The organism is Mesorhizobium sp. P2_B11 (assembly GCF_056404855.1).
Genome location: NZ_JBFUDF010000009.1, coordinates 50,391 through 70,640, shown reverse-complemented (window position 1 = coordinate 70,640; position 20,250 = coordinate 50,391). Strand labels below are relative to the sequence as shown.

20 protein-coding genes are annotated in these 20,250 nt (G+C 64.5%); 10 read left to right on the top strand and 10 right to left on the bottom strand.

Features of this window, described 5'->3' with window-relative positions:
- Positions 1–11: 11 nt before the first annotated feature.
- The 5 genes from AC1DYJ_RS27170 (at position 12) to AC1DYJ_RS27150 (ending at position 8,177) form a co-directional block, all read left to right on the top strand.
- Positions 12–716, top strand: coding sequence for a nucleotidyltransferase family protein (locus AC1DYJ_RS27170; RefSeq protein WP_477283311.1), 705 nt, complete (start codon positions 12–14; stop codon positions 714–716).
- Positions 713–3,850 carry a double-strand break repair protein AddB gene (addB, locus tag AC1DYJ_RS27165; protein WP_477282765.1) on the top strand — a complete coding sequence of 1,046 codons (3,138 nt, stop codon included), beginning with the start codon at positions 713–715 and terminating at the stop codon, positions 3,848–3,850. Before AC1DYJ_RS27170 ends, addB begins: the two co-directional genes overlap by 4 nt.
- Complete coding sequence (gene addA / locus AC1DYJ_RS27160) at positions 3,847–7,362, top strand: double-strand break repair helicase AddA (RefSeq protein WP_477282763.1); 3,516 nt, start codon at positions 3,847–3,849, stop codon at positions 7,360–7,362. The genes addB and addA overlap by 4 nt, the downstream gene beginning before the upstream one ends.
- 74 nt (positions 7,363–7,436) lie before the next feature.
- On the top strand, positions 7,437–7,760 hold the full coding sequence (gene trxA / locus AC1DYJ_RS27155; RefSeq protein ID WP_023672297.1) for a thioredoxin: 324 nt from the start codon (positions 7,437–7,439) through the stop codon (positions 7,758–7,760).
- Positions 7,761–7,895: 135 nt separating this feature from the next.
- Positions 7,896–8,177, top strand: a complete 282-nt coding sequence (locus AC1DYJ_RS27150; RefSeq protein ID WP_127289572.1) for a cupin domain-containing protein — start codon at positions 7,896–7,898, stop codon at positions 8,175–8,177.
- A 19-nt stretch (positions 8,178–8,196) separates the two neighbouring features.
- Here AC1DYJ_RS27150 and AC1DYJ_RS27145 read toward each other — a convergent pair whose 3' ends face one another.
- From AC1DYJ_RS27145 to AC1DYJ_RS27120, 6 genes are all read right to left on the bottom strand, one after another.
- On the bottom strand, positions 8,197–8,616 hold the full coding sequence (locus tag AC1DYJ_RS27145) for a VOC family protein (protein WP_477282760.1): 420 nt from the start codon (positions 8,614–8,616) through the stop codon (positions 8,197–8,199).
- A gap of 25 nt (positions 8,617–8,641) precedes the next feature.
- Complete coding sequence (locus AC1DYJ_RS27140) at positions 8,642–9,967, bottom strand: bifunctional folylpolyglutamate synthase/dihydrofolate synthase (RefSeq protein WP_477282758.1); 1,326 nt, start codon at positions 9,965–9,967, stop codon at positions 8,642–8,644.
- A gap of 121 nt (positions 9,968–10,088) precedes the next feature.
- Positions 10,089–11,012: an acetyl-CoA carboxylase, carboxyltransferase subunit beta gene (gene accD, locus AC1DYJ_RS27135; RefSeq protein WP_477282757.1), complete on the bottom strand. Its 924-nt coding sequence runs from the start codon at positions 11,010–11,012 to the stop codon at positions 10,089–10,091.
- A gap of 48 nt (positions 11,013–11,060) precedes the next feature.
- Positions 11,061–11,900: a tryptophan synthase subunit alpha gene (gene trpA, locus AC1DYJ_RS27130; RefSeq protein ID WP_477282755.1), complete on the bottom strand. Its 840-nt coding sequence runs from the start codon at positions 11,898–11,900 to the stop codon at positions 11,061–11,063.
- Positions 11,901–11,902: 2 nt separating this feature from the next.
- On the bottom strand, positions 11,903–13,153 hold the full coding sequence (gene trpB / locus AC1DYJ_RS27125; RefSeq protein ID WP_477282753.1) for a tryptophan synthase subunit beta: 1,251 nt from the start codon (positions 13,151–13,153) through the stop codon (positions 11,903–11,905).
- 90 nt (positions 13,154–13,243) lie between these two features.
- On the bottom strand, positions 13,244–13,903 hold the full coding sequence (locus tag AC1DYJ_RS27120) for a phosphoribosylanthranilate isomerase (RefSeq protein ID WP_477282751.1): 660 nt from the start codon (positions 13,901–13,903) through the stop codon (positions 13,244–13,246).
- Positions 13,904–14,013: 110 nt separating this feature from the next.
- On the opposite strand from AC1DYJ_RS27120, the gene AC1DYJ_RS27115 reads away from it, so the two are divergent.
- Positions 14,014–14,232: a hypothetical protein gene (locus AC1DYJ_RS27115; protein ID WP_477282749.1), complete on the top strand. Its 219-nt coding sequence runs from the start codon at positions 14,014–14,016 to the stop codon at positions 14,230–14,232.
- A gap of 213 nt (positions 14,233–14,445) precedes the next feature.
- On the opposite strand, the gene AC1DYJ_RS27110 is transcribed toward AC1DYJ_RS27115, so the two are convergent.
- The 4 genes from AC1DYJ_RS27110 to AC1DYJ_RS27095 all read right to left on the bottom strand — a co-directional run bounded on the left by AC1DYJ_RS27110 (position 14,446) and on the right by AC1DYJ_RS27095 (position 17,846).
- The gene (locus AC1DYJ_RS27110; RefSeq protein WP_477282747.1) at positions 14,446–15,204 is read right to left on the bottom strand and encodes a M48 family metallopeptidase; all 759 of its coding nucleotides are present in this window, start codon (positions 15,202–15,204) and stop codon (positions 14,446–14,448) included.
- A gap of 119 nt (positions 15,205–15,323) precedes the next feature.
- A complete protein-coding gene (locus tag AC1DYJ_RS27105) occupies positions 15,324–15,809 on the bottom strand; it encodes a DUF2852 domain-containing protein (protein WP_477282745.1) in 486 nt (161 codons plus the stop codon).
- A gap of 117 nt (positions 15,810–15,926) precedes the next feature.
- A complete protein-coding gene (locus AC1DYJ_RS27100) occupies positions 15,927–17,069 on the bottom strand; it encodes a benzoate/H(+) symporter BenE family transporter (protein ID WP_477282743.1) in 1,143 nt (380 codons plus the stop codon).
- 6 nt (positions 17,070–17,075) lie between these two features.
- Positions 17,076–17,846 carry an alpha/beta hydrolase gene (locus tag AC1DYJ_RS27095; RefSeq protein ID WP_477282741.1) on the bottom strand — a complete coding sequence of 257 codons (771 nt, stop codon included), beginning with the start codon at positions 17,844–17,846 and terminating at the stop codon, positions 17,076–17,078.
- A gap of 233 nt (positions 17,847–18,079) precedes the next feature.
- On the opposite strand from AC1DYJ_RS27095, the gene infC reads away from it, so the two are divergent.
- From infC to rplT, 4 genes are all read left to right on the top strand, one after another.
- A complete protein-coding gene (gene infC / locus AC1DYJ_RS27090) occupies positions 18,080–18,616 on the top strand; it encodes a translation initiation factor IF-3 (RefSeq protein ID WP_112559872.1) in 537 nt (178 codons plus the stop codon).
- A 143-nt stretch (positions 18,617–18,759) separates the two neighbouring features.
- Entirely contained in the window at positions 18,760–19,398 is a 639-nt protein-coding gene (locus AC1DYJ_RS27085) for a methyltransferase family protein (RefSeq protein ID WP_477282739.1), read from the top strand.
- Positions 19,399–19,580: 182 nt separating this feature from the next.
- Positions 19,581–19,784 (top strand): 50S ribosomal protein L35, encoded by a 204-nt coding sequence (gene rpmI / locus AC1DYJ_RS27080; RefSeq protein ID WP_006201248.1) that lies wholly within the window; start codon positions 19,581–19,583, stop codon positions 19,782–19,784.
- Between the two features lie 37 nt (positions 19,785–19,821).
- Positions 19,822–20,223: a 50S ribosomal protein L20 gene (gene rplT, locus AC1DYJ_RS27075; protein ID WP_006201247.1), complete on the top strand. Its 402-nt coding sequence runs from the start codon at positions 19,822–19,824 to the stop codon at positions 20,221–20,223.
- Positions 20,224–20,250 lie beyond the last annotated feature (27 nt).

Sequence of the window (20,250 nt, the reverse complement as noted above, 5' to 3'; positions counted from 1 at the left end):
TGACCACCGCGATGGTGCTGGCAGCTGGTCTCGGCAAGCGCATGCGGCCGATCACCGACACCATGCCGAAGCCCCTGGTGCGAATCGCCGGCAAGACCTTGCTCGACTGGGCGCTGGACAGTTTGCAGGCGGCTGGTGTCGAGAAAGCGATCGTCAACGTGCATTATCTGCCGGATCAGATCGTCGACCATGTCGCCCATAGGCAGGCGCCGAAAATCGTGATTTCCGACGAGCGCGACGCGCTGCTGAATTCGGCCGGAGGCATCGTCAAGGCCTTGCCGCTGCTGGGCAGCGAGCCCTTCTACATCATCAACGCCGACACGTTCTGGATCGATAGCGGCCAGCCAAGCCTGGAGCGCCTTGCCCTTGCATGGGACAGCGCGAAAATGGATATTCTGCTGATGCTTACCGATCTCGACTCGGCGACCGGACACTGCGTCGGCACGGATTTCCTGATGGCGCCGGATGGCGGCCTGCGGCGCTCGAAAGGCGACCCCGCAGGGCTGATCTATGCCGGGGCAGCGATCGTCAATCCCGCTATCTTTAAGGATGCGCCGGCCGGGGCGCATTCGCTCAACACGTATTTCGACAAGGCGATCACGACGGGCCGGCTGTTCGGCATGCAGATGCGCGGAAGCTGGATCACGGTCGGCACGCCCGATGCCATTCCGCAGGCTGAAGCGGCGGTCGCCGCTGCCTTCGCAAGGGCAGTATGAGCGGCTCGCGCCGCGTTCTCTCGATCCCGCCCGGAGCGCCGTTCCTGCCGACTCTGGCCGAGGCTTTGCTGGCGGGACGGCTGGTGCCGGGCTTCCGCTTCGACGGCGATCCGCTGGCGCTGGCCGACGTCACCATCTATGTGCCGACGCGGCGTGCGGCGCGGGCGCTGCGCGGCGCCTTCGTCAACGCGCTTTCCGGACCGGGAGCGACCCGTCGGTCGGCAATCCTGCCGGTCATCCGCCCGCTCGGCGAGTTCGACGAGGACGAGGCCGCCTTCGACGCCGGCGCGCCCGCCGAGCTTGAAATGGCGCCGCCGATCGCCGCCATCGAACGCCTGCTGCTTCTGGCACCGCTGGTGCGGGCCTGGAAGCGCACCTTGCCGGCGCATGTGCTGGCGATGTTCGACGAAGAGATCGTCGTTCCGGCCTCCGCCGCCGATGCGATCTGGCTGGCGCGCGACCTTGCCCGGCTGATGGACGAGATCGAGACCGAAGGCACGGACTGGACCAGGCTTGCCGATCTGGTGACCGGCAATCTTGCCGGCTGGTGGCTGGTGACGCTCGACTTCCTTCGCATCGTCACCGACGCCTGGCCGAAATTGCTGGAGGAGCGCGACCGCTCCAATCCGGCCGCGCACCGCAATGCGCTGATCCGGCGCGAGGCGAAGCGGCTCGAACGCAATCCGCCGAAAGGCCCGGTGATTGCCGCCGGTTCGACGGGCTCGATCCCTGCCACGGCGGAACTGCTTGCCGTGGTTGCCGGCCTGCCCAACGGCGCCGTGGTGCTGCCCGGTCTCGATGGGATGCTGGACGAGGCGTCCTTTGCCGCGATTGCGGCGCCCGGCGCGCGGCCGGCACTGCTCGGCCATCCGCAATACGGCATGGCCAAACTGATCGGCAAGATCGGCGTGCTGCGCGGCGATGTCGAAGAAGTGGTGGCAGCCGATCGGCCGCTTGCCATCCGCGCAGCCCTCGTCGGCGAGGCATTGCGGCCGGCCGAAACCACCGAATTGTGGGCCGAGACGCGCGTTACCTTCAAGGCCGGCGACATCGCCGAGGCCTTCGCCGATGTGACGCTTGTCGAAGCCGCCAGCGAACGCGACGAGGCGGTGGCAATCGCCATCGCGCTGAAGACCGCCGTCGAGCAGCCGGGACAGCGGGCGGCCCTCGTTACCGGCGATCGAGCCTTGGCGCGACGTGTCTCGGCCGAGCTGTTGCGCTTCGGGGTCGTCGCCGACGATTCCGGCGGCACGCCACTCGCCAACACGCCGGCGGCCAGCCTGCTGCGGCTGACATTGCAGGCCGTGTTCCGGCCCGGCGATCCGGTCGGCCTTCTGGCGCTGCTCAAGCATCCGCTACTTGGTCTCGGTCTGGAACGCACCGGCGTTCGCCATGCCGCCGAGCTCATCGAACTGGTGGCGCTGCGCGGCGGCACCGGGCGCCCCGATATCGCCTCGCTGGCGGCGCTGTTCGAGGAGCGGCTTGCCGGTCTGAGCGGCGACAAGCGCCAGCCCTTCTGGTTTTCGCGCCTGACCGTGCGCGGCATCGAGGACGCTCGTGACCTGCTGAGCCGGCTTGCGACGGCGCTGGCGCCGCTGACTGCCTTTCGCGCTGAAGAGAGCGCCGATCTCGTCGCACTGACCAAGGCGAGCGTCGCCGCGTTGGAAAATCTCGGCCGCACGGCGGATGGCAGCCTTGCCGAACTCTACGCTGGTGATGCCGGCGAGAAGCTTGCCGAACTGCTGCGCGGCGTGGTCGCGGCTTCGGCGTCGTTCGACTTCGCTGCCGACGAATGGCCCGATGTGATGGATGCGCTGATCGCGCCGGAAACGGTCAAGCCGGGACAAGGCACCGACCGCAACATCGCCATCTGGGGCGCGCTGGAAGCGCGGCTGCAGAATGTCGACACGCTGGTCATTGGCGGGCTGAACGAAGGCGTGTGGCCGCGCAAGCCGGAGAGCGACCGCTTCATGTCGCGGCTGATGAAGACCGGCATCGACCTCGAACCGCCCGAACGCCGCATCGGCCTTGCCGCCCATGATTTCCAGATGGCGATGGGCGCCAAAAAGGTGGTGCTGACGCGCTCCGCTCGCGCCGGCGACGCGCCTGCGGTCCCGTCGCGCTGGCTGCAGCGCATCCTCACCTTCATCGGCAAGGATCCCGCCGCCGTACTGCGCAGTCGCGGCGATGAATTGCTGGCCTGGGCGCGAACCCTCGATGCCGGCGAGCGGAAGCGTTTCGCGCCGAGACCGCAGCCGAAGCCGCCGCTTTCTGTTCGGCCGCAGCACTTCTCGGTCACCGAAATCGAGACGCTCCGCCGCGACCCCTATGCGGTCTATGCCAAACGTATTCTCGGCCTGCTGCCGCTCGAACCGGTGATCCGCGATCCCGGTGCCGCCGAGCGCGGCACGCTGTTTCACGACATACTGCATCTGTTCTCGACAGAGGTTGCCGATCCGCGCGCGCCGGAAGCTCTGGCACGCCTCATCGCCGCCGGCCGGACGTGCTTTGCCGAGATAGCCCTCCCTGCCGATGTCGAGGCGGTGTGGTGGCCGCGCTTCGAAAAGCTCGCCGCCAACATCATCGAATGGGAGCGTGGCCGGGCGCCCGCCGTCGCAAGGCGGCATGCCGAGGAGCGCGCCGAGAAAACCGCTGTCGGCCGCACCGGCGTGACGCTGTCCGGCTATGCCGACCGCGTCGACCTGCTGGCCGGCGGCATGGCCGACATTTTGGACTACAAGACCGGCTCCTCGCCCTCCAAGGCGCAGGCGCACACGCTGCTGGCGCCGCAACTGGCACTGGAAGGCGCGCTGCTGCGGCGCGGCGCCTTCAGGGGGCTCGGCGCACGCGAACCCTCGCAGCTTGCCTTCGTGCGGCTAAAGCCGAATGGCGAAGTGTTCGAGGAATCCATCCTCGACTACAACCGCCAGCCGAGAACCGCCGAAGACCTCGCTGAAGAGGCCTGGGAGCGGCTGGAAAAGCTGCTGGTCCACTATGCCGATCCGACGACCGGCTATTTGTCGCGGGCGCTGCCGTTTCGCGAAGGCGAGAGCGATGGCGACTACGACCATCTGGCGCGCGTGCTTGAATGGTCGGCCGGCGGCGACAGCGACGATGAGGGCGGGGAGGCATGAAGAAAGCCTATCCCATCCCCACCGAGACCGCCGCCAGCCAGGCGCGCGCTTCCGACCCGAAGAATTCGGCCTGGGTGTCGGCCAACGCCGGCTCCGGCAAAACGCACGTGCTGGCCCAGCGCGTCATCCGGCTGCTGCTCAACGGCACCGACCCGTCGAAGATCCTGTGCCTGACCTATACGCGGGCCGCGGCCGCTAACATGTCGAACCGCGTCTTCTCCACCCTGTCGGAGTGGACGACGCTTGGTGACACGGAACTGGCGGCTCGCATCACCGCGCTCGACGATCGCCGGCCCGACCGCGACACGATGCGCCGTGCGCGCCGGCTCTTTGCCGAAGCGCTGGAGACACCGGGCGGGCTGAAAATCCAGACCATCCACGCCTTTTGCGAATCGGTGCTGCACCAGTTCCCGCTGGAAGCCAACATCCCGGCGCATTTCGAATTGCTCGACCCGCAGATGGAGGTCTCGCTGTTCGCCGCCGCGCGCCGCGACATGATTTCGGGCACGTCAGCCGGCGACGCCGGACTGGCCGAGGCCTTTGCCACCGTGCTGGAACGCGGCGGCGAACATGGGCTCGACGCGCTGCTGACCGAAATCGTGCGCAAGCGCGACGGCCTGCGCGGCTTCATCGACGCCGTCAGGCGCGACGGCAACGGCTTTCAGGCCTTGTTCGACGAATTCCATTTCCGTCCTGGGCAGAGCGCGGAGGACATAGCGGCGTCCGCCTGGCCCTTGCCTGGTTTTCCGCCGGATTTCCTTGCCGTTTTCGCCGGCGCGGCGGAAGCCGCCGATGCGCGCGCTGTGCTGAACAATCTGCTGCCCTATGCCCGCACGGCCTTTGCCGACGAGGATCCAATCCGCCGGCTGCAGATGCTGAGCAAGGCTTTCCTCAAGGCCGACGGCGACCCCTATGAGCCGGCAAAGCTGTTCAAAAAGGCGCTGCTCGACCGGCTGCCCGACCTTCCCGAACGCTATCTCTCAGCGGTCAAGGCGATCGTCGAGGTGTCCGACCGGCTGGCGCTGTTCCGGATGCTGGAAGGCACGGTCGCGGCGCTGACCATCGCCGACTGGCTGATCGTGCGCTACGAGCGCCTGAAGCGCGGCCGCAGCTTCCTCGATTTCAACGATCTCATCACCCGCACCGTCAACCTTCTGGCGCGGCCTGATGCCGGCCCCTGGGTGCAATACAAGCTCGACCAGGGCATCGATCACATCCTGCTCGACGAGGCGCAGGACACCAGCCCCGACCAGTGGGAAGTGGTGAAGCGCCTGTCGGAAGAATTCTTCGCCGGTCACGGCCAGCGCGGCAGCGGCAATCGCACCATGTTTGCCGTCGGTGATGAAAAGCAGTCGATTTATTCCTTCCAGGGTGCCGCGCCGGACTCCTTTGCCGACAGCCGGCTTTTGTTTGCCGGGCGCGTGCGTGACGCCGAGGCCTCGTTCGCCGACCTGAAACTGACCTGGTCGTTCCGCTCGACCGACGACGTGCTCGCCGCGGTCGACCGCGTCTTTGCCGAGCCGGGCGTGCGGCGCGGCATCAGCCATGATCCCGACCCGCTCGACCACAAGGCGATCCGCAACGACGCCCCGGGCTATGTCGAGGTCTGGCCGTCGCTCGGCGCCGATGCGGTCGAGGAGCCCGATGACTGGACGCTGCCGGTCAACCATGCCAGCGCGCCGGCGGTGCGGGTGGCCGAGCATGTCGCAGCGACGATCCAGGCCTGGCTCAGGGATCGCGAGATCATCGAAGGCAAAGGACGCAGGCTGAAGGCCGGCGACATCCTTGTGCTGGTGCGCAAGCGCGACCGCTTCGTGCATGCGCTGTCGCGCGCGCTGAAGGACCGCGACATCCCGGTCGCCGGCGCCGACCGTCTCAGCCTGCCCGGCCATATCGCGGTGAAGGACCTGATCGCGCTCGGCCATTTCCTCATCCAGCCGCAGGACGACCTGTCGCTTGCCGCCGTGCTGCGCAGCCCGATCTTCGACCTGTCGGAAGAGACGCTTTTTGCGCTTGGCGCGGGAAGGCCGGCCTCGCTGATAGCGTCACTGCGCCTTCATGCCGTCGAGAGCGAAGCGCTGACCAATGTTGTCACCCGACTCGATGGTTGGACCAACGAGGCGGCGTTCCGGCCTGTCTTCGAATTCTATGCCGGCCTGTTGGCGCGCGACGGCCTGCGCAAGAAGATGATCGCCCGGCTCGGGCCGGAGGCCGGCGATATCCTCGACGAATTCCTGAGCTTCTGCCTGGCCGAGGAGCGCACCGGACTGCCGGGGCTTGAGGCTTTTCTGGCGACGCTGGAAAACACCGGGCCTGAGATCAAGCGCGAGATGGACCAGACGCGCGACGAGGTCCGCGTCATGACCGTACACGCCGCCAAGGGCCTGGAAGCGCCTGTCGTCTTCCTGGTCGATGGCGGCTCGGCGCCGTTCAGCGACCAACATCTGCCACGGCTGATGCCGTTCGACGGCTCGGGCCGCAGCTTTGACGGCAAAGGCTATCTCTGGCGCTCGGCCAGCGATGTCGCCAACGGCTTTTCCCGGGCGGCCTCGGCGCGGGCGCGGGAACTCGCCGACGACGAATACCGGCGGCTGCTCTATGTCGGCATGACGCGCGCCGAGGACCGGCTGATCGTCTGCGGCTATCACGGCAAGCGCTCGCCCAGCATCGGCACCTGGCATTCGATTGTCAGCCGCGCGCTGACCGGTGCGCCGGAAAGCACGGAGCGCCGCCATCCGGCAAGCGACGAACCGGTGCATCGCTTCGTCATGACCAAATTGCCGCCGGTAGCGCTGGCCGCCGCCGACGAGGCGCGGCTGCCGCAACCGCTTCTGCCGTTCTTGCCGGCAAATCTGTTTCGCGCCTTGCCGCCCTACGAGGAGCTGCCGCGCCCGCTGTCACCCTCCGGCGCTTCGGCGCTGATCGACGAGGGCAAGGAGGCGGTCGTCGATACGCGCTCGCCAGTGCTGGACAGCGAGGCGGAGCCCGGTTTTGCCGTGATGCGCGGCCTGGCGCTGCACAAATTGCTGCAAATGCTGCCCGGCTTCCCCGAAAGCGAAAGGGAGAGCGCGGCCAGGCACTATCTCAGCCGTGCCGGCGCCGACTGGCTAGAGGCCGAGCGCAACAAGGCGCTGGCCTCGGTGATGGCGATCCTCGGGGATGCGCGTTTTGCCGAGCTGTTTTCGCCGACGTCCCGCTCCGAGGTCGCTGTCATGGGCAGTCTCGAGGTGAAGGGCAAACTGCGCTCGATCTCGGGCAAGATCGACCGGCTGGCGGTGACGTCCGAGCGCGTATCGATCGTCGACTACAAGACCAACCGGCCGGCACCGGTCTCGCTGGCTCAGGTCCCGCCAGCTTATGTCCTGCAGCTGGCGCTCTATCGCGCGCTGCTGATGCCGCTTTATCCCGGCCGCGACGTGACGGCTGCGCTGCTGTTTACCGAGGCGCCGAGGCTGATCGAACTGCCGGCTGAGGCGATGGACGATGCCCTTGCCCGACTCACGGGAGCGTGACACAAGTTCTGCTTGAAGAAGGGCTGCTCAACCACCACATTTGGTGCGAGATAAATTTTCGAAAGGATTTTCGCATGGCCACCGTCAAGGTCGACAAGAGCAATTTCCAGGCCGATGTGCTCAACGCCTCGCAGCCCGTCGTGGTGGATTTCTGGGCTGAATGGTGCGGCCCGTGCAAGATGATCGGTCCGTCGCTGGAAGAGATCGCCAATGAACTCGGCGACAAGATCAAGATCGCCAAGCTGAACATCGACGAGAACCCCGAGCTTGCCGCGCAGTTCGGCGTGCGCTCGATCCCGACGCTGATGATCTTCAAGGGCGGCGAAGTGGCTGACATGAAGGTCGGTGCGGCGCCGAAGACCGCGCTGTCGCACTGGATCAATGGCAGCCTCGCCTGATCTGGCAAAATTCTGGATGTTAAAGCCCGGCCATCGCGCCGGGCTTTTTCTTTGGCGTTACAGCCAAACCGCCTCTGGCCCTCGCATCGGCGCATTCCATGTCATCTGCTTGAGGCAGGACAGGGAGAAAACAGAATGACCGGATCCGCCAAGGCCACCGTCTTCATCGACAATGAGCGCGTCATCGTCACCGAATATCGCTTCCAGCCCGGCGACAACACCGGCTGGCATCGGCATGGCCACGACTACGTCGTGGTGCCGCTGATGGACGGCAAGGTGAAGCTGGTGACCAAGGATGGCGAAAGCTTCGCCGAGATGAAGAAGGGCGCGCCCTATTTCCGTAAGGAAGGCGTCGAACACGACGTCATCAGCGCCAACGAGGGCGAATACGCCTTCATCGAGATCGAGCTGAAATAGTCGATCGGAGCAGCGCCGTTCACCAGTCGGCGATCCGATCCCCACCGGTGAATTGCCCGCTTTTGGCGGTGTATTCGAACAACTCGATCTTCACGCCGTTGGGATCGCGGATCCAGGCCTGAAACGTGTCGTCGCAGGCATGTTTCTTGGCCGTGACGTCGACGCCATTCGATTTAATGTGCGCGATCGCCGCGTCGATGTTCTCCACCTCAAGGCAGAAGTGGTTGATCTGGTTCGTCTCGCTGTAGCTCGTGGCGTCCTTCTGGAACACCTCGACATGGCTGCGGCCGCCGCAATTCAGGTAGAAGCCGAACACCTTGCCGTCGCGCAGGAAGTTGAACTGCGTGTCGAGGCCGAGCACGTCGCGGTAGAAGGCCCGCGTTGCTTCCAGATCATGCGCGAAGATGCAGACATGGGCGAGTTGCTTCACCTTGATCATCCTCGGTTCCTTGCAGTCATCGGCCTCAGGTTGGCGGGGTGCCGTTTTCGGCCAACACAGCGCCGGCAAGATACAATGAACCGCCGATCAGGATACGCGGCGCTGGCCCGTCCCAGGTGTCGCGCAGCAGCATCAGCGCGCTGGCGACGGAGCTGACCGGCTCGGCGGTGAGACCCGCCTCCGTCGCGCGGACCGCCAGTTCATCGTTCGGTACGCTAGCATCGCTCATGCTCACTGGCACCGTGTAGACATGCCGGGCGAGCCCCTTGAAGGCGCGAAAATAGCCGCTCTGGTCCTTGGTGTTGATCATGCCGGCAATCAGGAACAGCGGCCGCGGGTTCTTTTCTTCCTGCTCGGCCAAAGCTTCGGCAATGACCACGCCGGCGCCCGGATTGTGGCCGCCGTCGAGCCAGATGTCGGCGCCCTTGGGCGCCAGCTCCGCCAGCCTGCCCTGCGCCAGCTTCTGCATGCGGCCCGGCCAGGCGACGGTGGCCATCGCCTTTTCCGTGGCGCGGTGGCTGATCTCGAAGCCGGCGGCCTTGACGGCGGCAATCGCTGCCGCCGCATTGGCGAACTGGTGGCGCCCGGGCAGGCGCGGCGGCGGCAGGTCCATCAGGCCGTCCTCGTCCTGGTAGACCATGCGGCCGTTTTCCTCGAAGGCAAGGAAATCCTGGCCGTAGACGAAGGTCGGGCAATCCAGCCGCTCGGCGGTTTCGATCAGCACCTGCAGCGCCGTCTCGCTCTCCTGCGCACCGATCACCACCGGGCAGCCGCGCTTCATGATGCCGGCCTTTTCGGCGGCGATCAGCTCGACCCGGTCGCCGAGATAGGCTTCGTGGTCCATCGACACCGGCATGATCACCGACACGGCCGGCCGGGCAACGACATTGGTGGCGTCAAAGCGGCCGCCAAGGCCGACCTCGATGATGGCGGCGGCGGCCGGGTGTTCGGAAAACAGCACGAAGGTGACAGCGGTGAGGATTTCGAAGACGGTGATCTTCTGGCCGGCATTGGCCCGGGCAACGCGGGCAATGGCCTCGGCGAAGGTCTCGTCATCGACCAGCCTGCCGCCGCCTTCGGCCGCCAGCCGGTAACGCTCGGCCCAGTTGACCAGATGCGGCGACGTGTGGACATGGACGAGATGGCCGCCGGCTTCGAGCAGCGCGCGCGAAAAGGCCGCGCACGAGCCCTTGCCGTTGGTGCCGGCGATGTGGATGACCGGCGGCAGCCGGTCCTGCGGATTGCCGAGGCGTTCGAGCAGTCTTGTGATGCGGTCGAGCGAAAGGTCGAAGCCTTTCGGATGCAGCGCCATCAAGGCTTCGATTTCGCGGTCGGCGGCAAGTGTGGTCATAGGGGAATCCTACCGCATGGCCCCGAAAACACGAATCGGTTTTCGGAAAGGATCATGCGTAACAAGAGGATACCGCGCGAAACATCGCGCGCAATCGCTGATAGCGGCCAGGAATGTCGCGTCAGGCCTGCGGCCGGGCTTCCGTCGGGATGACCGCGGGCGGCAGGATTTCCGGCTCCAGCACCTTTTGCTCGGGAACCTTGAGCAGCATCTTCAGCAGCCGCGCAATCGTTGAGCGCATCTCCAGCCGCGACACCACCATGTCGACCATGCCGTGCTCCATCAGATATTCGGAGCGCTGGAAACCGTCCGGCAGTTTTTCGCGGATGGTCTGCTCGATGACGCGCGGGCCGGCAAAGCCGATCAGCGCTCCGGGCTCGGCGATGTGGACGTCGCCCAGCATGGCGTAGGAGGCGGTGACGCCGCCGGTGGTCGGATTGGTCAGGACGACGATGTAGGGCAGGCCGGCTTCCTTCAGCCGGTCGAGACCGACCGTGGTGCGCGGCAATTGCATGAGGGACAGGATGCCTTCCTGCATGCGGGCGCCACCGGAGGCGGCAAACAGGATCAGCGGCCGCTTGCGCTGCAGGGCGACCTCGAAAGCATGCACGATGGCGTCACCAGCGGCCATGCCGAGTGAGCCACCCATGAAGGCGAAATCCTGCACCGTCACCACCACCGGCAGGCCTTCGACCGTGCCCAGCGCGTTGACGATGGCGTCTTCCAGGCCGGTCTTGGCCTTGGCGTCCTTCAGCCGGTCGGTGTAGCGCTTCTCGTCGCGGAACTTGAGCGGGTCCTGCATGACCTTGGGATTGTCAAGCTGCTCGTATTTGCCGTCGTCGAGGAAGAATTTCAGCCGTTCCTTGGCCGAGATCTTCATGTGATGGCCCGATGACGGGATGACGAACTGGTTGGATTCCAGGTCCTTGTGGAACACCATCTCGCCGGTCTCGGGATCCTTGATCCAGAGATTCTCCGGCATATCGGTGCGCCGGCCGAGCATCGAATTGATCCGCGGGCGAACGTAATTGGTGATCCAGTTCATCGCTTCGGCTCCTGTCCTGACGAAGAGTTGGCTACAGAGGTAAGACGACTATTCGGCAGCAGCAAGGCGGGCCGAACGCACGCCTTGCGACAGGCCGCTGACCAGCGTGGCGACGGCTTCGGCCGGGTCGGCGGTCTTTTCTCCCTTCGGCCCCAGCACATTGGCCACCGCGTTGACGATCGCGGTGCCGACGACGACGCCGTCGGCATTGGCGCCGATGATGCGCGCCTGCTCGGCCGTCTTGACGCCGAAGCCGACACAGACCGGCAGGTCGGTGTGGCCCTTGATGCGCTTGACCGCCGCCGCGACCTTGCCGGTGTCGGCCAAAGCCGAGCCGGTGATGCCGGTCATCGAGACGTAATAGACGAAGCCCGACGTGTTCTGCAGCACCTTGGGCAGGCGCTTGTCGTCGGTGGTCGGCGTCGCCAGTCGGATGAAGTTGATGCCGGCCTTCAGCGCCGGAATGCAGAGTTCCTCATCCATCTCCGGCGGCAGGTCGACGACGATCAGCCCATCGATGCCGCTGGCGATCGCATCCCTCAGGAAGCGGTCGACGCCGTAGATGTAGATCGGGTTGTAATAGCCCATCAGCACGATCGGCGTGTCATTGTCGGTGGCGCGGAAGTCCGCCGCCGTCTTCAGCGTCTTGACCAGCGTCTGGCCGCCTTTCAGCGCGCGCAGGCCCGCGGCCTGGATCGCCGGGCCGTCGGCCATCGGATCGGAAAACGGCATGCCCATTTCGATGATGTCGGCGCCGGCCTTGGGCAGCGCCTTCATGATCGACAGAGCGGTGTCATAGTCCGGGTCACCACTCATGAAATAGGTGACCAGAGCCGGGCGGCCTTCGGCTTTCAATTTTGCCATGCGGCGGTCGATGCGGGTCACCATGATCAGATCTCCATGCCCAGCATCGAGGCCACCGTGTGCACGTCCTTGTCGCCACGTCCCGACAGGTTGACGATGACGATCTGGTCCTTGTCCATGGCGGGCACGATCTTGACCGCATGCGCAATGGCGTGCGCCGATTCCAGCGCCGGGATAATGCCTTCGACACGCGTCGTCAGCTTGAAGGCTTCCAGCGCCTCGTCATCGAGGATCGGCACGTATTCGACGCGGCCGGAATCGCGCAGCCAGGAATGCTCGGGGCCGACGCCGGGATAATCGAGGCCGGCTGAGATCGAATGGCCGTCCAGGATCTGGCCGTCGGCATTCTGCAAGAGATAGGTGCGGTTGCCGTGCAGCACGCCGGGTGCGCCGGCGTTCATCGAGGCGCAATGCTCGATGCCGTCGAGCCCGCGGCCGCCGGCTTCGATGCCGATGATGCGGACTTCCTTGTCGTCGAGAAACGGGTGGAACAGGCCGATGGCGTTCGACCCGCCGCCGACAGCGGCAATGATGGTGTCGGGCAGCCGGCCTTCCTGTTCCAGCATCTGGGCGCGCGCCTCGGTGCCGATGACCGACTGGAAGTCGCGCACCAGCTCGGGATAAGGATGCGGGCCGGCGGCGGTGCCGATGAGATAATAAGTGTCCTCGACATTGGTCACCCAGTCGCGCAACGCCTCGTTCATGGCGTCCTTCAGCGTGCCGTGGCCGGCGGTGACCGGCCGCACTTCGGCGCCGAGCAGCTTCATGCGAAACACGTTGGGGCTTTGACGGGCGACGTCGGTGGCGCCCATATAAACCACGCAAGGAAAGCCGAAGCGCGCCGCAACGGTGGCTGCCGCCACGCCGTGCTGGCCGGCGCCGGTCTCGGCAATGATGCGCTTCTTGCCCATGCGTTTGGCCAAGAGAATCTGGCCGAGGCAGTTGTTGATCTTGTGCGAACCGGTGTGGTTCAGATCCTCGCGCTTGAAATAGACTTTTGCGCCGCCCCCGAGGCCCTTCGCCGAGGAAACCTCACGAAGATGCTTTGTCAGGCCTTCGGCGAAATAGAGTTTCGACGGCCGCCCGGCATAATGGGTCGACAGATCGGTGAGTTCGGCCTTGAAGTCCGGATCGTTCTTGACCTCGTTCCAGTGCCGCTCGAGGTCGAGGATAAGCGGCATCAGCGTCTCGGCGACGAAGCGACCGCCGAAAATGCCGAACATGCCCTGCTCGTCGGGTCCGGTGCGGAAGGAATTGGGTGTCGCCGGCTGGTCCATCGCCGATCTCCTAGTTTTGGTTTCTGAGCATGTCCTTGTCGGAAAACCGGTCCCACTTTTCCGGAACATGCTCGGGTTCGAAAGAATTGTTCAGGCGGCGCGGTCGTCGCGCGCGGCCCTGACGGCCCGGAAAAACTGCTCGATCAGCGCCGGATCCTTGACACCCGGAGCGCTTTCCACGCCCGACGAAATGTCTATTGCGGGCGGATTGGCCGATCTCAAGGCGTCGCCGATATTGGCGGCGTTGAGCCCACCGGAAAGCATGTAATCGAGCCCGGCGTCAAGGCCGGCCAGAATGCGCCAGTCGAAGGTGACGCCATTGCCGCCCGGCAGTTGCGAGCCTTTCGGCGGCTTGGCATCGAACATGAACCGGTCGGCAATGCCGACAAAGGGCTTTATCCGCTCGAGATCGGCGGCCTCGCTGACGGAGAACACTTTGACTACAGGCAGCCCGTAGCGGGCTTTCACTTCGGCCACCCGCGCGGGTGTTTCCGCACCGTGCAGCTGCAGCATGTCGGGGTGCATTTTTTCGACGATCTCGTCCAGGAAGGCGTCGCTGGCGTCGACTGTGACAGCGACAGCCTTAGCCTTGCCGATCGCCGCCTGGCGCAGGCGCCCGGCTTCCGCGGGCTCGACACAGCGCGGGCTTTTGGCGAAGAAGATGAAACCGACATGGCTGGCGCCGCCGGCCAATGCCGCGGCCATTGCCTCATCGGTCTTCAACCCGCAGATCTTGATGTCGAGCGCCATGGCGCGGGGATTGGCACGAAAAGCGCCGAGAGTCGAGAAAAAGCATGCTGTTTGCCACTTGGGCGGAACGCGCTACCTTCTTCTGGAGCAATGCAGGCGGGAGCAAGATCATGGCAGACGAAACCGTCGCCCAACTCAGGCAGAAGATGACGCAGGCGCGCGAAGTGATCGCGCATCTGATGGACAAGGCGGCTTTCAATGGGGCGGAGGCGCACCGAGCGCTGGACTATTTCGGCAGCGATGAATTCGAGCAGAATTTTCTCCCATGGCCACGCCATGGCGACGAAGGGCTGCGGCCGGAGGAGCTTAATGCCGCGAACGATGACTGAGCGGAGGCGGGACAGCGCCCCCCTCTGTCCTGCCGGACATCTCCCCCACAAGGGGGGAGATTAGCAGTCTCGGCGCTCCGCTCATCCTGCAACGTAAGAGATTGGCTAAAGCCAGCGTGACATTTGATCTCCCCCCTCGTGGGGGAGATGTCCGGCAGGACAGAGGGGGGCGCGAAGGAACTCTACCTCCGTTGCCTTTTTTGAGCTTTCCCCTCAATCAAAAACAATCGCCTGCAGCGCGCCGCCATTCCTCTTCAGCCAGTCCTTGCAGCGGTCGGTGTCGGGGCAGAGCTGCTCGCACAGTTTCCAGAATTTCGGGCCGTGGTTCATCTCCTTGAGATGCGCAACCTCATGCGCGACGAGGTAGTTTATCACCGGCGTCGGCGCCATCATGATGCGCCAGGAGAAGGACAGGTTGCCGTCGGAGGTGCAGGAGCCCCAGCGGCTCGACGTATCCTTGAAGCGGATCGCCTTGGCGCGCTTGCCGAGCGCCTCGGTGTGTCTGATCACCAGCTTCTCGATATCCTTCTTGGCCTCTCGCTTGAGGAAATCGGCGATGCGGCGCGGCAAATGTATACGATCGCCATGCACGACCAGCAGCGGGCCGCGCTCGTCGCGCGAGACGGTGACGGTGCCGCGTTTCGCCGGTTCATGGACGATGCGATGAGCAACGCCGCGGATCGGAATCTTGATGCCGGGCCGCACTTGCGGCCGTGTCGGCACCTTGGCCAACCGCTGCTCCAGCCAGTCCTGGTGGCGGTGCAGGAATTTTTCCACCTCGCCACGGCGCAGGCCCGGCGGCACGGTGATGCGCAAGCCCTGGCCACCGGAATCGATGCGCAGCGTCAGCCGCCGCGCCCGCCCGCTCTCGACGATTTTGAGCGGCAGCGTGCGGCCGGCAACGACATGCTCTCGCTCTTCGACAGGCGAGGGCTTGGGCTTGGTCAGGTTGCGGAAGAAGCCGAAGGACATGGCTGAACGATACGCGATTCGAGGAAAACGGCCAGTAGAGCGAACGCGAAAAGAGAACAAAAAAGAAACGGCGCCGCTCGCGCGACGCCGTCTGTCATGCCGAGACCTGTCGCAGGATCTCAGTCGTCAAGCAGGTTCGGGCCCTTGCGCTTGGGGGTTGAGGGCTTGGTCGGTTCGGTCGTGCTCGTGGTCGTCGGGGCGGTCGACTTGTTGCGGTTGGCCATGAAGCGGTCGAACTCGTCCTGATCCTTGGCGCGGCGCAATTCGCGGGCATAGTCGTCGAACTCGGTCAGCATCTCGTCCAGCTTGCGGCGCTCTTCGGCGAGGCGCTCGAGTTCCTTCTCGCGCCAGTCGTCGAAAGCGACGTTGCCGGTGCGAGCCGAACCATGGCCCCAGCGCGCGGCCTTGTCGGAACCGCGGCGGCAGCCGGCGAAGATGCCGTCGGTGGCGCGGTTGACGTCACGCTTGAAGCCGTCAAGCCGGTCGCCCCAGATGATGTAGGCAAGCATGGCAAAGCCAAGCGGCCAGAACACCATGAAGCCGATCACCATCAGCGCTATGGTCGCCGGCGTCCAGGCCGGGCGGATCAATGCGGAAGTGTTCATTTTCTCCCATTCCTTCGGTTGGAGACAGCCAAACCCGGCTGCGTTGAATCGAGATGGGAAGACGAAAACGGCGATTCAAGACAATGCCGGCCAAAACCGGACAAGGGTCTGAAATGATTATCGCTTTTTGAGCGCGTCGAGGAAAAGTACGACCAGCCCGGCGACCAGGCCCCAGAATGCAGCGCCGACGCCGAACAAGGTCAGCCCCGACGCGGTGACGACGAAGGTGACCGTGGCGGCCATGCGCTGGTCTTCGTCCTTGAGCGCGATCGACAGCGCATTGGCGAGCGACCCCATCAGCGCCAGACCAGCCACCAGCACGATCAGGCTCTGCGGCAGCACGGCGAAGATCGCCACCAGCGAGGCGCCGAAAATCGCGAAGACAAGATAGGCGAGCGCATAGAAGGGGCCGGTCTTCCAGCGCTCGGCAGGGTCGGGATGGACATCCGGCCCGGTGCAGATCGCCGCCGAAATCGCCGCCAGATTGGTGGTCGAGCCGCCAAACGGCGCCGACAGCAGTGAGAACAGGCCGGTGACACCGATCAGCGGGCCGGGTTCGGGGTGATAGCCGGCGGCACGCAGCACGGCGAGGCCCGACAGGTTCTGCGAGGCCATGGTGACGAGGTAAAGCGGCAGCGCCAGGCCGATAATGGCGGCGACGCTGAAATGCGGCGCAATCAGCGTCAGCGTCGACAGTTCCGGCGCCGGCAGGCCGCCGACACGGCCGGTGAGAACGGCGGCAATGCCGCCGCCGATCAGCACCGCCAGCACCGACAGCGCCGGGTTGAACAGGCGAATGACGAAGAAGGCCGCGATCAGCGGCAGGATCAGCCAGGGGTCGACGGGAATGGTCTTGACGGCATTGAGGGCAAAGGTGACGACGATGCCGGCCAGCATGCCGGACGCCACCGAGGCCGGTATTTTGGCGATCAGCTGGGTCAGTGGCTTGAACAGGCCGGTGGCGATCAACAGGATGCCGGTGACGATGAAGGCGCCGACGGCATCGGCCATGGTAAAGCCGCTCGAGGCCGCCATCAGCGCCAGACCGGGTGTCGACCAGGCAGTGATGATAGGCATTTTCCTGCGCCAGGACAGCCACAGGCACTCGATCGCCATTGCCAGGCACAGCGCCGTCACCCAACTTGCGGTTTCGGCCTGGGTGGCGCCAACCGCCTTGGCGGCGGCAATGACGACGGCGAGCGTGCCGCCGAAGCCGACGATTGCCGCGACAAAGGCGGATATCGGGATGGAAATGCGCATTGTTGCCTAACCCGCCCGCACGACCATGTCGCCCACGGCCCTCAGCAGCATGTCGAGATCCTGCGGCCGCGACAGGCGATGGTCGCCGTCGGGGATGAGCGACAGCGTGACATCGTCGGCTGGCAGCAGGGACACCAGCTTCAGCGCATGGCTTGCCGGCACATCGGCATCAGCCAGGCCTTGCAGGATGTGGACCGGGCAATGGGTGTCGATCGGCCCGGTCATGACCCGATTGCTGCGGCCGTCCTCGATCAGCGCACTTGTGTAGATGTAAGGCTCGGCGGAGTAGTCCGACGGCTCCTCGAAAAAACCCTTCGTCTTGAGATCGCGCTTCTGTGCCGCGGTCAGCGCCGGCTCGACCAGTTCGGTGGTGAAATCCGGCGCCGGCGCGAGCAGCACCAGGCCGACGACACTTGTGTCGCCAGCCTTGCGCAATTCCTGCACCATGCGCAGCGCAATCCAGGCGCCCATCGACGAGCCTACCAGGATCTGCTTTCCCTTGGTGAAACGCTGGAAGACGGCGAGGCTCTCGCCGAGCCATTTCGAGATGGTGCCGTCGGCAAAGGCGCCGCCGGATTCGCCATGGCCGGAATAGTCATGGCGGAGGAAGGCTCGACCTTCACGGGCTGCCCAGTCTGACAGCGTCTGCGCCTTCGTGCCGAGCATGTCGGACTTGTAGCCGCCGAGCCAGACGATGCCGGGCGTCGTGCCCGCCTGATGGCGCACCGCGATGCTGATTCCCTGGACATCCAGAAGGGTTGGGATGGTCGCGGTCATGGCTGTCGGCCAATCCTGGTTGTAGGGCCTGATTTTCCTCGCCGGTCTTTTGGCACAGGCAAAGGCGAGGCGGAAAGTGCCCGCTCTATCCTTTGTTTGGTGCAGACCAGCGTTCAGGGTGATTTTCTGTCAGCGCTATGCTATTGACTCCGCCCGCGCGCTCACCACATTGGCGCGTCCTGAACATTTCTAGATTTGAAACCCTGAACGAAACGGCCAAGGAGACCACGACCATTCGCAGACCTTTCAAAGCAGCGGCGCCCACCAAGGATGGCCCGCGCTCCAACCGTGATATCCGGGTTCCCCGGGTCCAGCTCATCGACGCCGAAGGCCAGAACCGAGGCGATGTCTCCATCAACGACGCATTGCTGCTCGCCGAAGAGGCCGGGCTCGATCTGGTCGAGATATCGCCCAATGCGGTGCCGCCCGTCGTAAAAATCCTCGATCTCGGCAAGTTGAAATACGCCAACCAGAAGAAGGCGGCCGAGGCGCGCAAGAACCAGAAGGTCATCGAGATCAAGGAGATCAAGATGCGCCCGAACATCGACAGCCATGACTACGAGACCAAGATGAAGGCCGTGCGGCGCTTCTTCGAGGAAGGCGACAAGGTCAAGCTGACGCTGCGCTTCCGCGGTCGCGAAATGGCGCATATGGAACTCGGCATGCAGCTCCTGAACAAGGTGCGCGAGGAAGTGTCGACCATCGCCAAGGTCGAAGCCGAGCCGAAGCTCGAAGGCCGCCAGATGATGATGGTGCTGGCGCCGCGCTAGATCACGTTCGGTTGAGGCGTGATTTAGCGCTCCAAATCCGCCTGAATCATAGCTCACGGCGTCCCGGCGATCGGCGGGACGCCTGTTTTTCTCGGCAGACGCCGTGATCGCCGGCAAAGCTTTTCCACGATCGGATTCCCGACATGGCCAATGAAATCAATCCTGCGCCCGTCAAGGAGCTGGGCGGCTACCAGCACATGCGCAGGATGGTGCTTGCCGTGCTGGTGGTGGTGCTGTTTGCCGCCCTGCTGTTCGGCCAGTCGACTTTTCCGCCGGAGACCCCGGTGCACGAGACGATCGAGATGTTCGGCGTGCTGTTGATCTTCCTCGGCGTCGTCGGGCGCTTGTGGTCGACGCTTTATATTGGCGGCCGCAAATCCTCCGAAGTGGTCACCGGCGGACCCTATTCGATCACCCGCAACCCGCTCTACGTGTTCTCGACCATTGCCGCCGCCGGCGTAGGCGCCCAGATCGGCTCGTTCTCCGGCATCATCCTGTTTGCGCTTTTGTGCGCCGGCGCCTTCCACATCGTCATCCTGCGCGAAGAGAAATATCTCAAGCAAGTGCTCGGCGCCCCTTACCAGGCCTATCTGGCACGAGTGCCGCGCTTCTTTCCCAAGCTTTCGCTCTACCAGGAAGGCGATACCGGCAGCTTCAAGCCGCGGCTTTTGCTGACCACCTTGCTCGACGGGCTGGTGTTTCTGGTGGCGCTGCCGGTGTTCGAGACCATCGACGGCGCCCAGCAGTCGGGTATTCTCCCTGTACTGTTCCGCCTACCTTGATTGCGGACAGAGCGTCGCAGCCCTTCGGGTGTTGCACGCGCGCCTGCTTTGACGTATAGGACCGCGTTCCAAAAAACCGCCCGGCAGGGCATGCCGTGGCGGTTTCATTTGCTTTTCGGGCTTTTGGTCCGCCCGAAGCGAACAAGAAGCGCGATTGTGCGCCACCAATACGGAGTAGCAAAATGCCCAAGATGAAGACCAAATCGGCCGCCAAGAAGCGGTTCAAGATCACAGGTACGGGTAAAGTCCTGTCGGCTGCGGCCGGCAAGCGTCACGGCATGATCAAGCGTTCCAACAAGTTCATTCGAAATGCCCGCGGCACGATGGTTCTGGCTGAACCGGATGGCAAGAAGGTCATCAAGAATTTTCTGCCGAACGGCCTCTAAGGCATTCGGTCTGGACACGTTTTAAGGAGATCATGACATGGCACGCGTAAAAAGAGGCGTCACCTCGCACGCCAAGCATAAGAAGGTTCTGAAAGCCGCCAAGGGCTTCTACGGCCGCCGCAAGAACACCATCCGCATCGCCAAGCAGGCGGTGGAAAAGTCGCTGCAGTACGCTTACCGCGACCGCAAGAACCGCAAGCGCTCGTTCCGCGCGCTGTGGATCCAGCGCATCAACGCCGCGACCCACGAGCATGGCCTGACCTATGGCCGCTTCATCGATGGCCTCAACAAGGCCGGCATCGAGATCGATCGCAAGATCCTGTCCGACATGGCCATCCATGAGCCGCAGGCTTTCGCCGCCCTGGTCGCCAAGGCCAAGGTCGCGCTCGAATATCTGAAGAACACCACGCCGAATGCTTTTGAAAGCGCTGTCGCCTAAGACCAGCGCTTCCCAAGCTATTCAACA

Bases quoted from the DNA above. Each gene is read 5' to 3' on its own strand.
- AC1DYJ_RS27170 (WP_477283311.1), top strand. From the start codon at position 12: ATGGTGCTGGCAGCTGGTCTCGGCAAGCGCATGCGGCCGATCACCGAC.
- addB (WP_477282765.1), top strand. From the start codon at position 713: ATGAGCGGCTCGCGCCGCGTTCTCTCGATCCCGCCCGGAGCGCCGTTC.
- addA (WP_477282763.1), top strand. From the start codon at position 3,847: ATGAAGAAAGCCTATCCCATCCCCACCGAGACCGCCGCCAGCCAGGCG.
- trxA (WP_023672297.1), top strand. From the start codon at position 7,437: ATGGCCACCGTCAAGGTCGACAAGAGCAATTTCCAGGCCGATGTGCTC.
- AC1DYJ_RS27150 (WP_127289572.1), top strand. From the start codon at position 7,896: ATGACCGGATCCGCCAAGGCCACCGTCTTCATCGACAATGAGCGCGTC.
- AC1DYJ_RS27145 (WP_477282760.1), bottom strand. From the start codon at position 8,616: ATGATCAAGGTGAAGCAACTCGCCCATGTCTGCATCTTCGCGCATGAT.
- AC1DYJ_RS27140 (WP_477282758.1), bottom strand. From the start codon at position 9,967: ATGACCACACTTGCCGCCGACCGCGAAATCGAAGCCTTGATGGCGCTG.
- accD (WP_477282757.1), bottom strand. From the start codon at position 11,012: ATGAACTGGATCACCAATTACGTTCGCCCGCGGATCAATTCGATGCTC.
- trpA (WP_477282755.1), bottom strand. From the start codon at position 11,900: ATGGTGACCCGCATCGACCGCCGCATGGCAAAATTGAAAGCCGAAGGC.
- trpB (WP_477282753.1), bottom strand. From the start codon at position 13,153: ATGGACCAGCCGGCGACACCCAATTCCTTCCGCACCGGACCCGACGAG.
- AC1DYJ_RS27120 (WP_477282751.1), bottom strand. From the start codon at position 13,903: ATGGCGCTCGACATCAAGATCTGCGGGTTGAAGACCGATGAGGCAATG.
- AC1DYJ_RS27115 (WP_477282749.1), top strand. From the start codon at position 14,014: ATGGCAGACGAAACCGTCGCCCAACTCAGGCAGAAGATGACGCAGGCG.
- AC1DYJ_RS27110 (WP_477282747.1), bottom strand. From the start codon at position 15,204: ATGTCCTTCGGCTTCTTCCGCAACCTGACCAAGCCCAAGCCCTCGCCT.
- AC1DYJ_RS27105 (WP_477282745.1), bottom strand. From the start codon at position 15,809: ATGAACACTTCCGCATTGATCCGCCCGGCCTGGACGCCGGCGACCATA.
- AC1DYJ_RS27100 (WP_477282743.1), bottom strand. From the start codon at position 17,069: ATGCGCATTTCCATCCCGATATCCGCCTTTGTCGCGGCAATCGTCGGC.
- AC1DYJ_RS27095 (WP_477282741.1), bottom strand. From the start codon at position 17,846: ATGACCGCGACCATCCCAACCCTTCTGGATGTCCAGGGAATCAGCATC.
- AC1DYJ_RS27085 (WP_477282739.1), top strand. From the start codon at position 18,760: ATGGCCAATGAAATCAATCCTGCGCCCGTCAAGGAGCTGGGCGGCTAC.
- rpmI (WP_006201248.1), top strand. From the start codon at position 19,581: ATGCCCAAGATGAAGACCAAATCGGCCGCCAAGAAGCGGTTCAAGATC.
- rplT (WP_006201247.1), top strand. From the start codon at position 19,822: ATGGCACGCGTAAAAAGAGGCGTCACCTCGCACGCCAAGCATAAGAAG.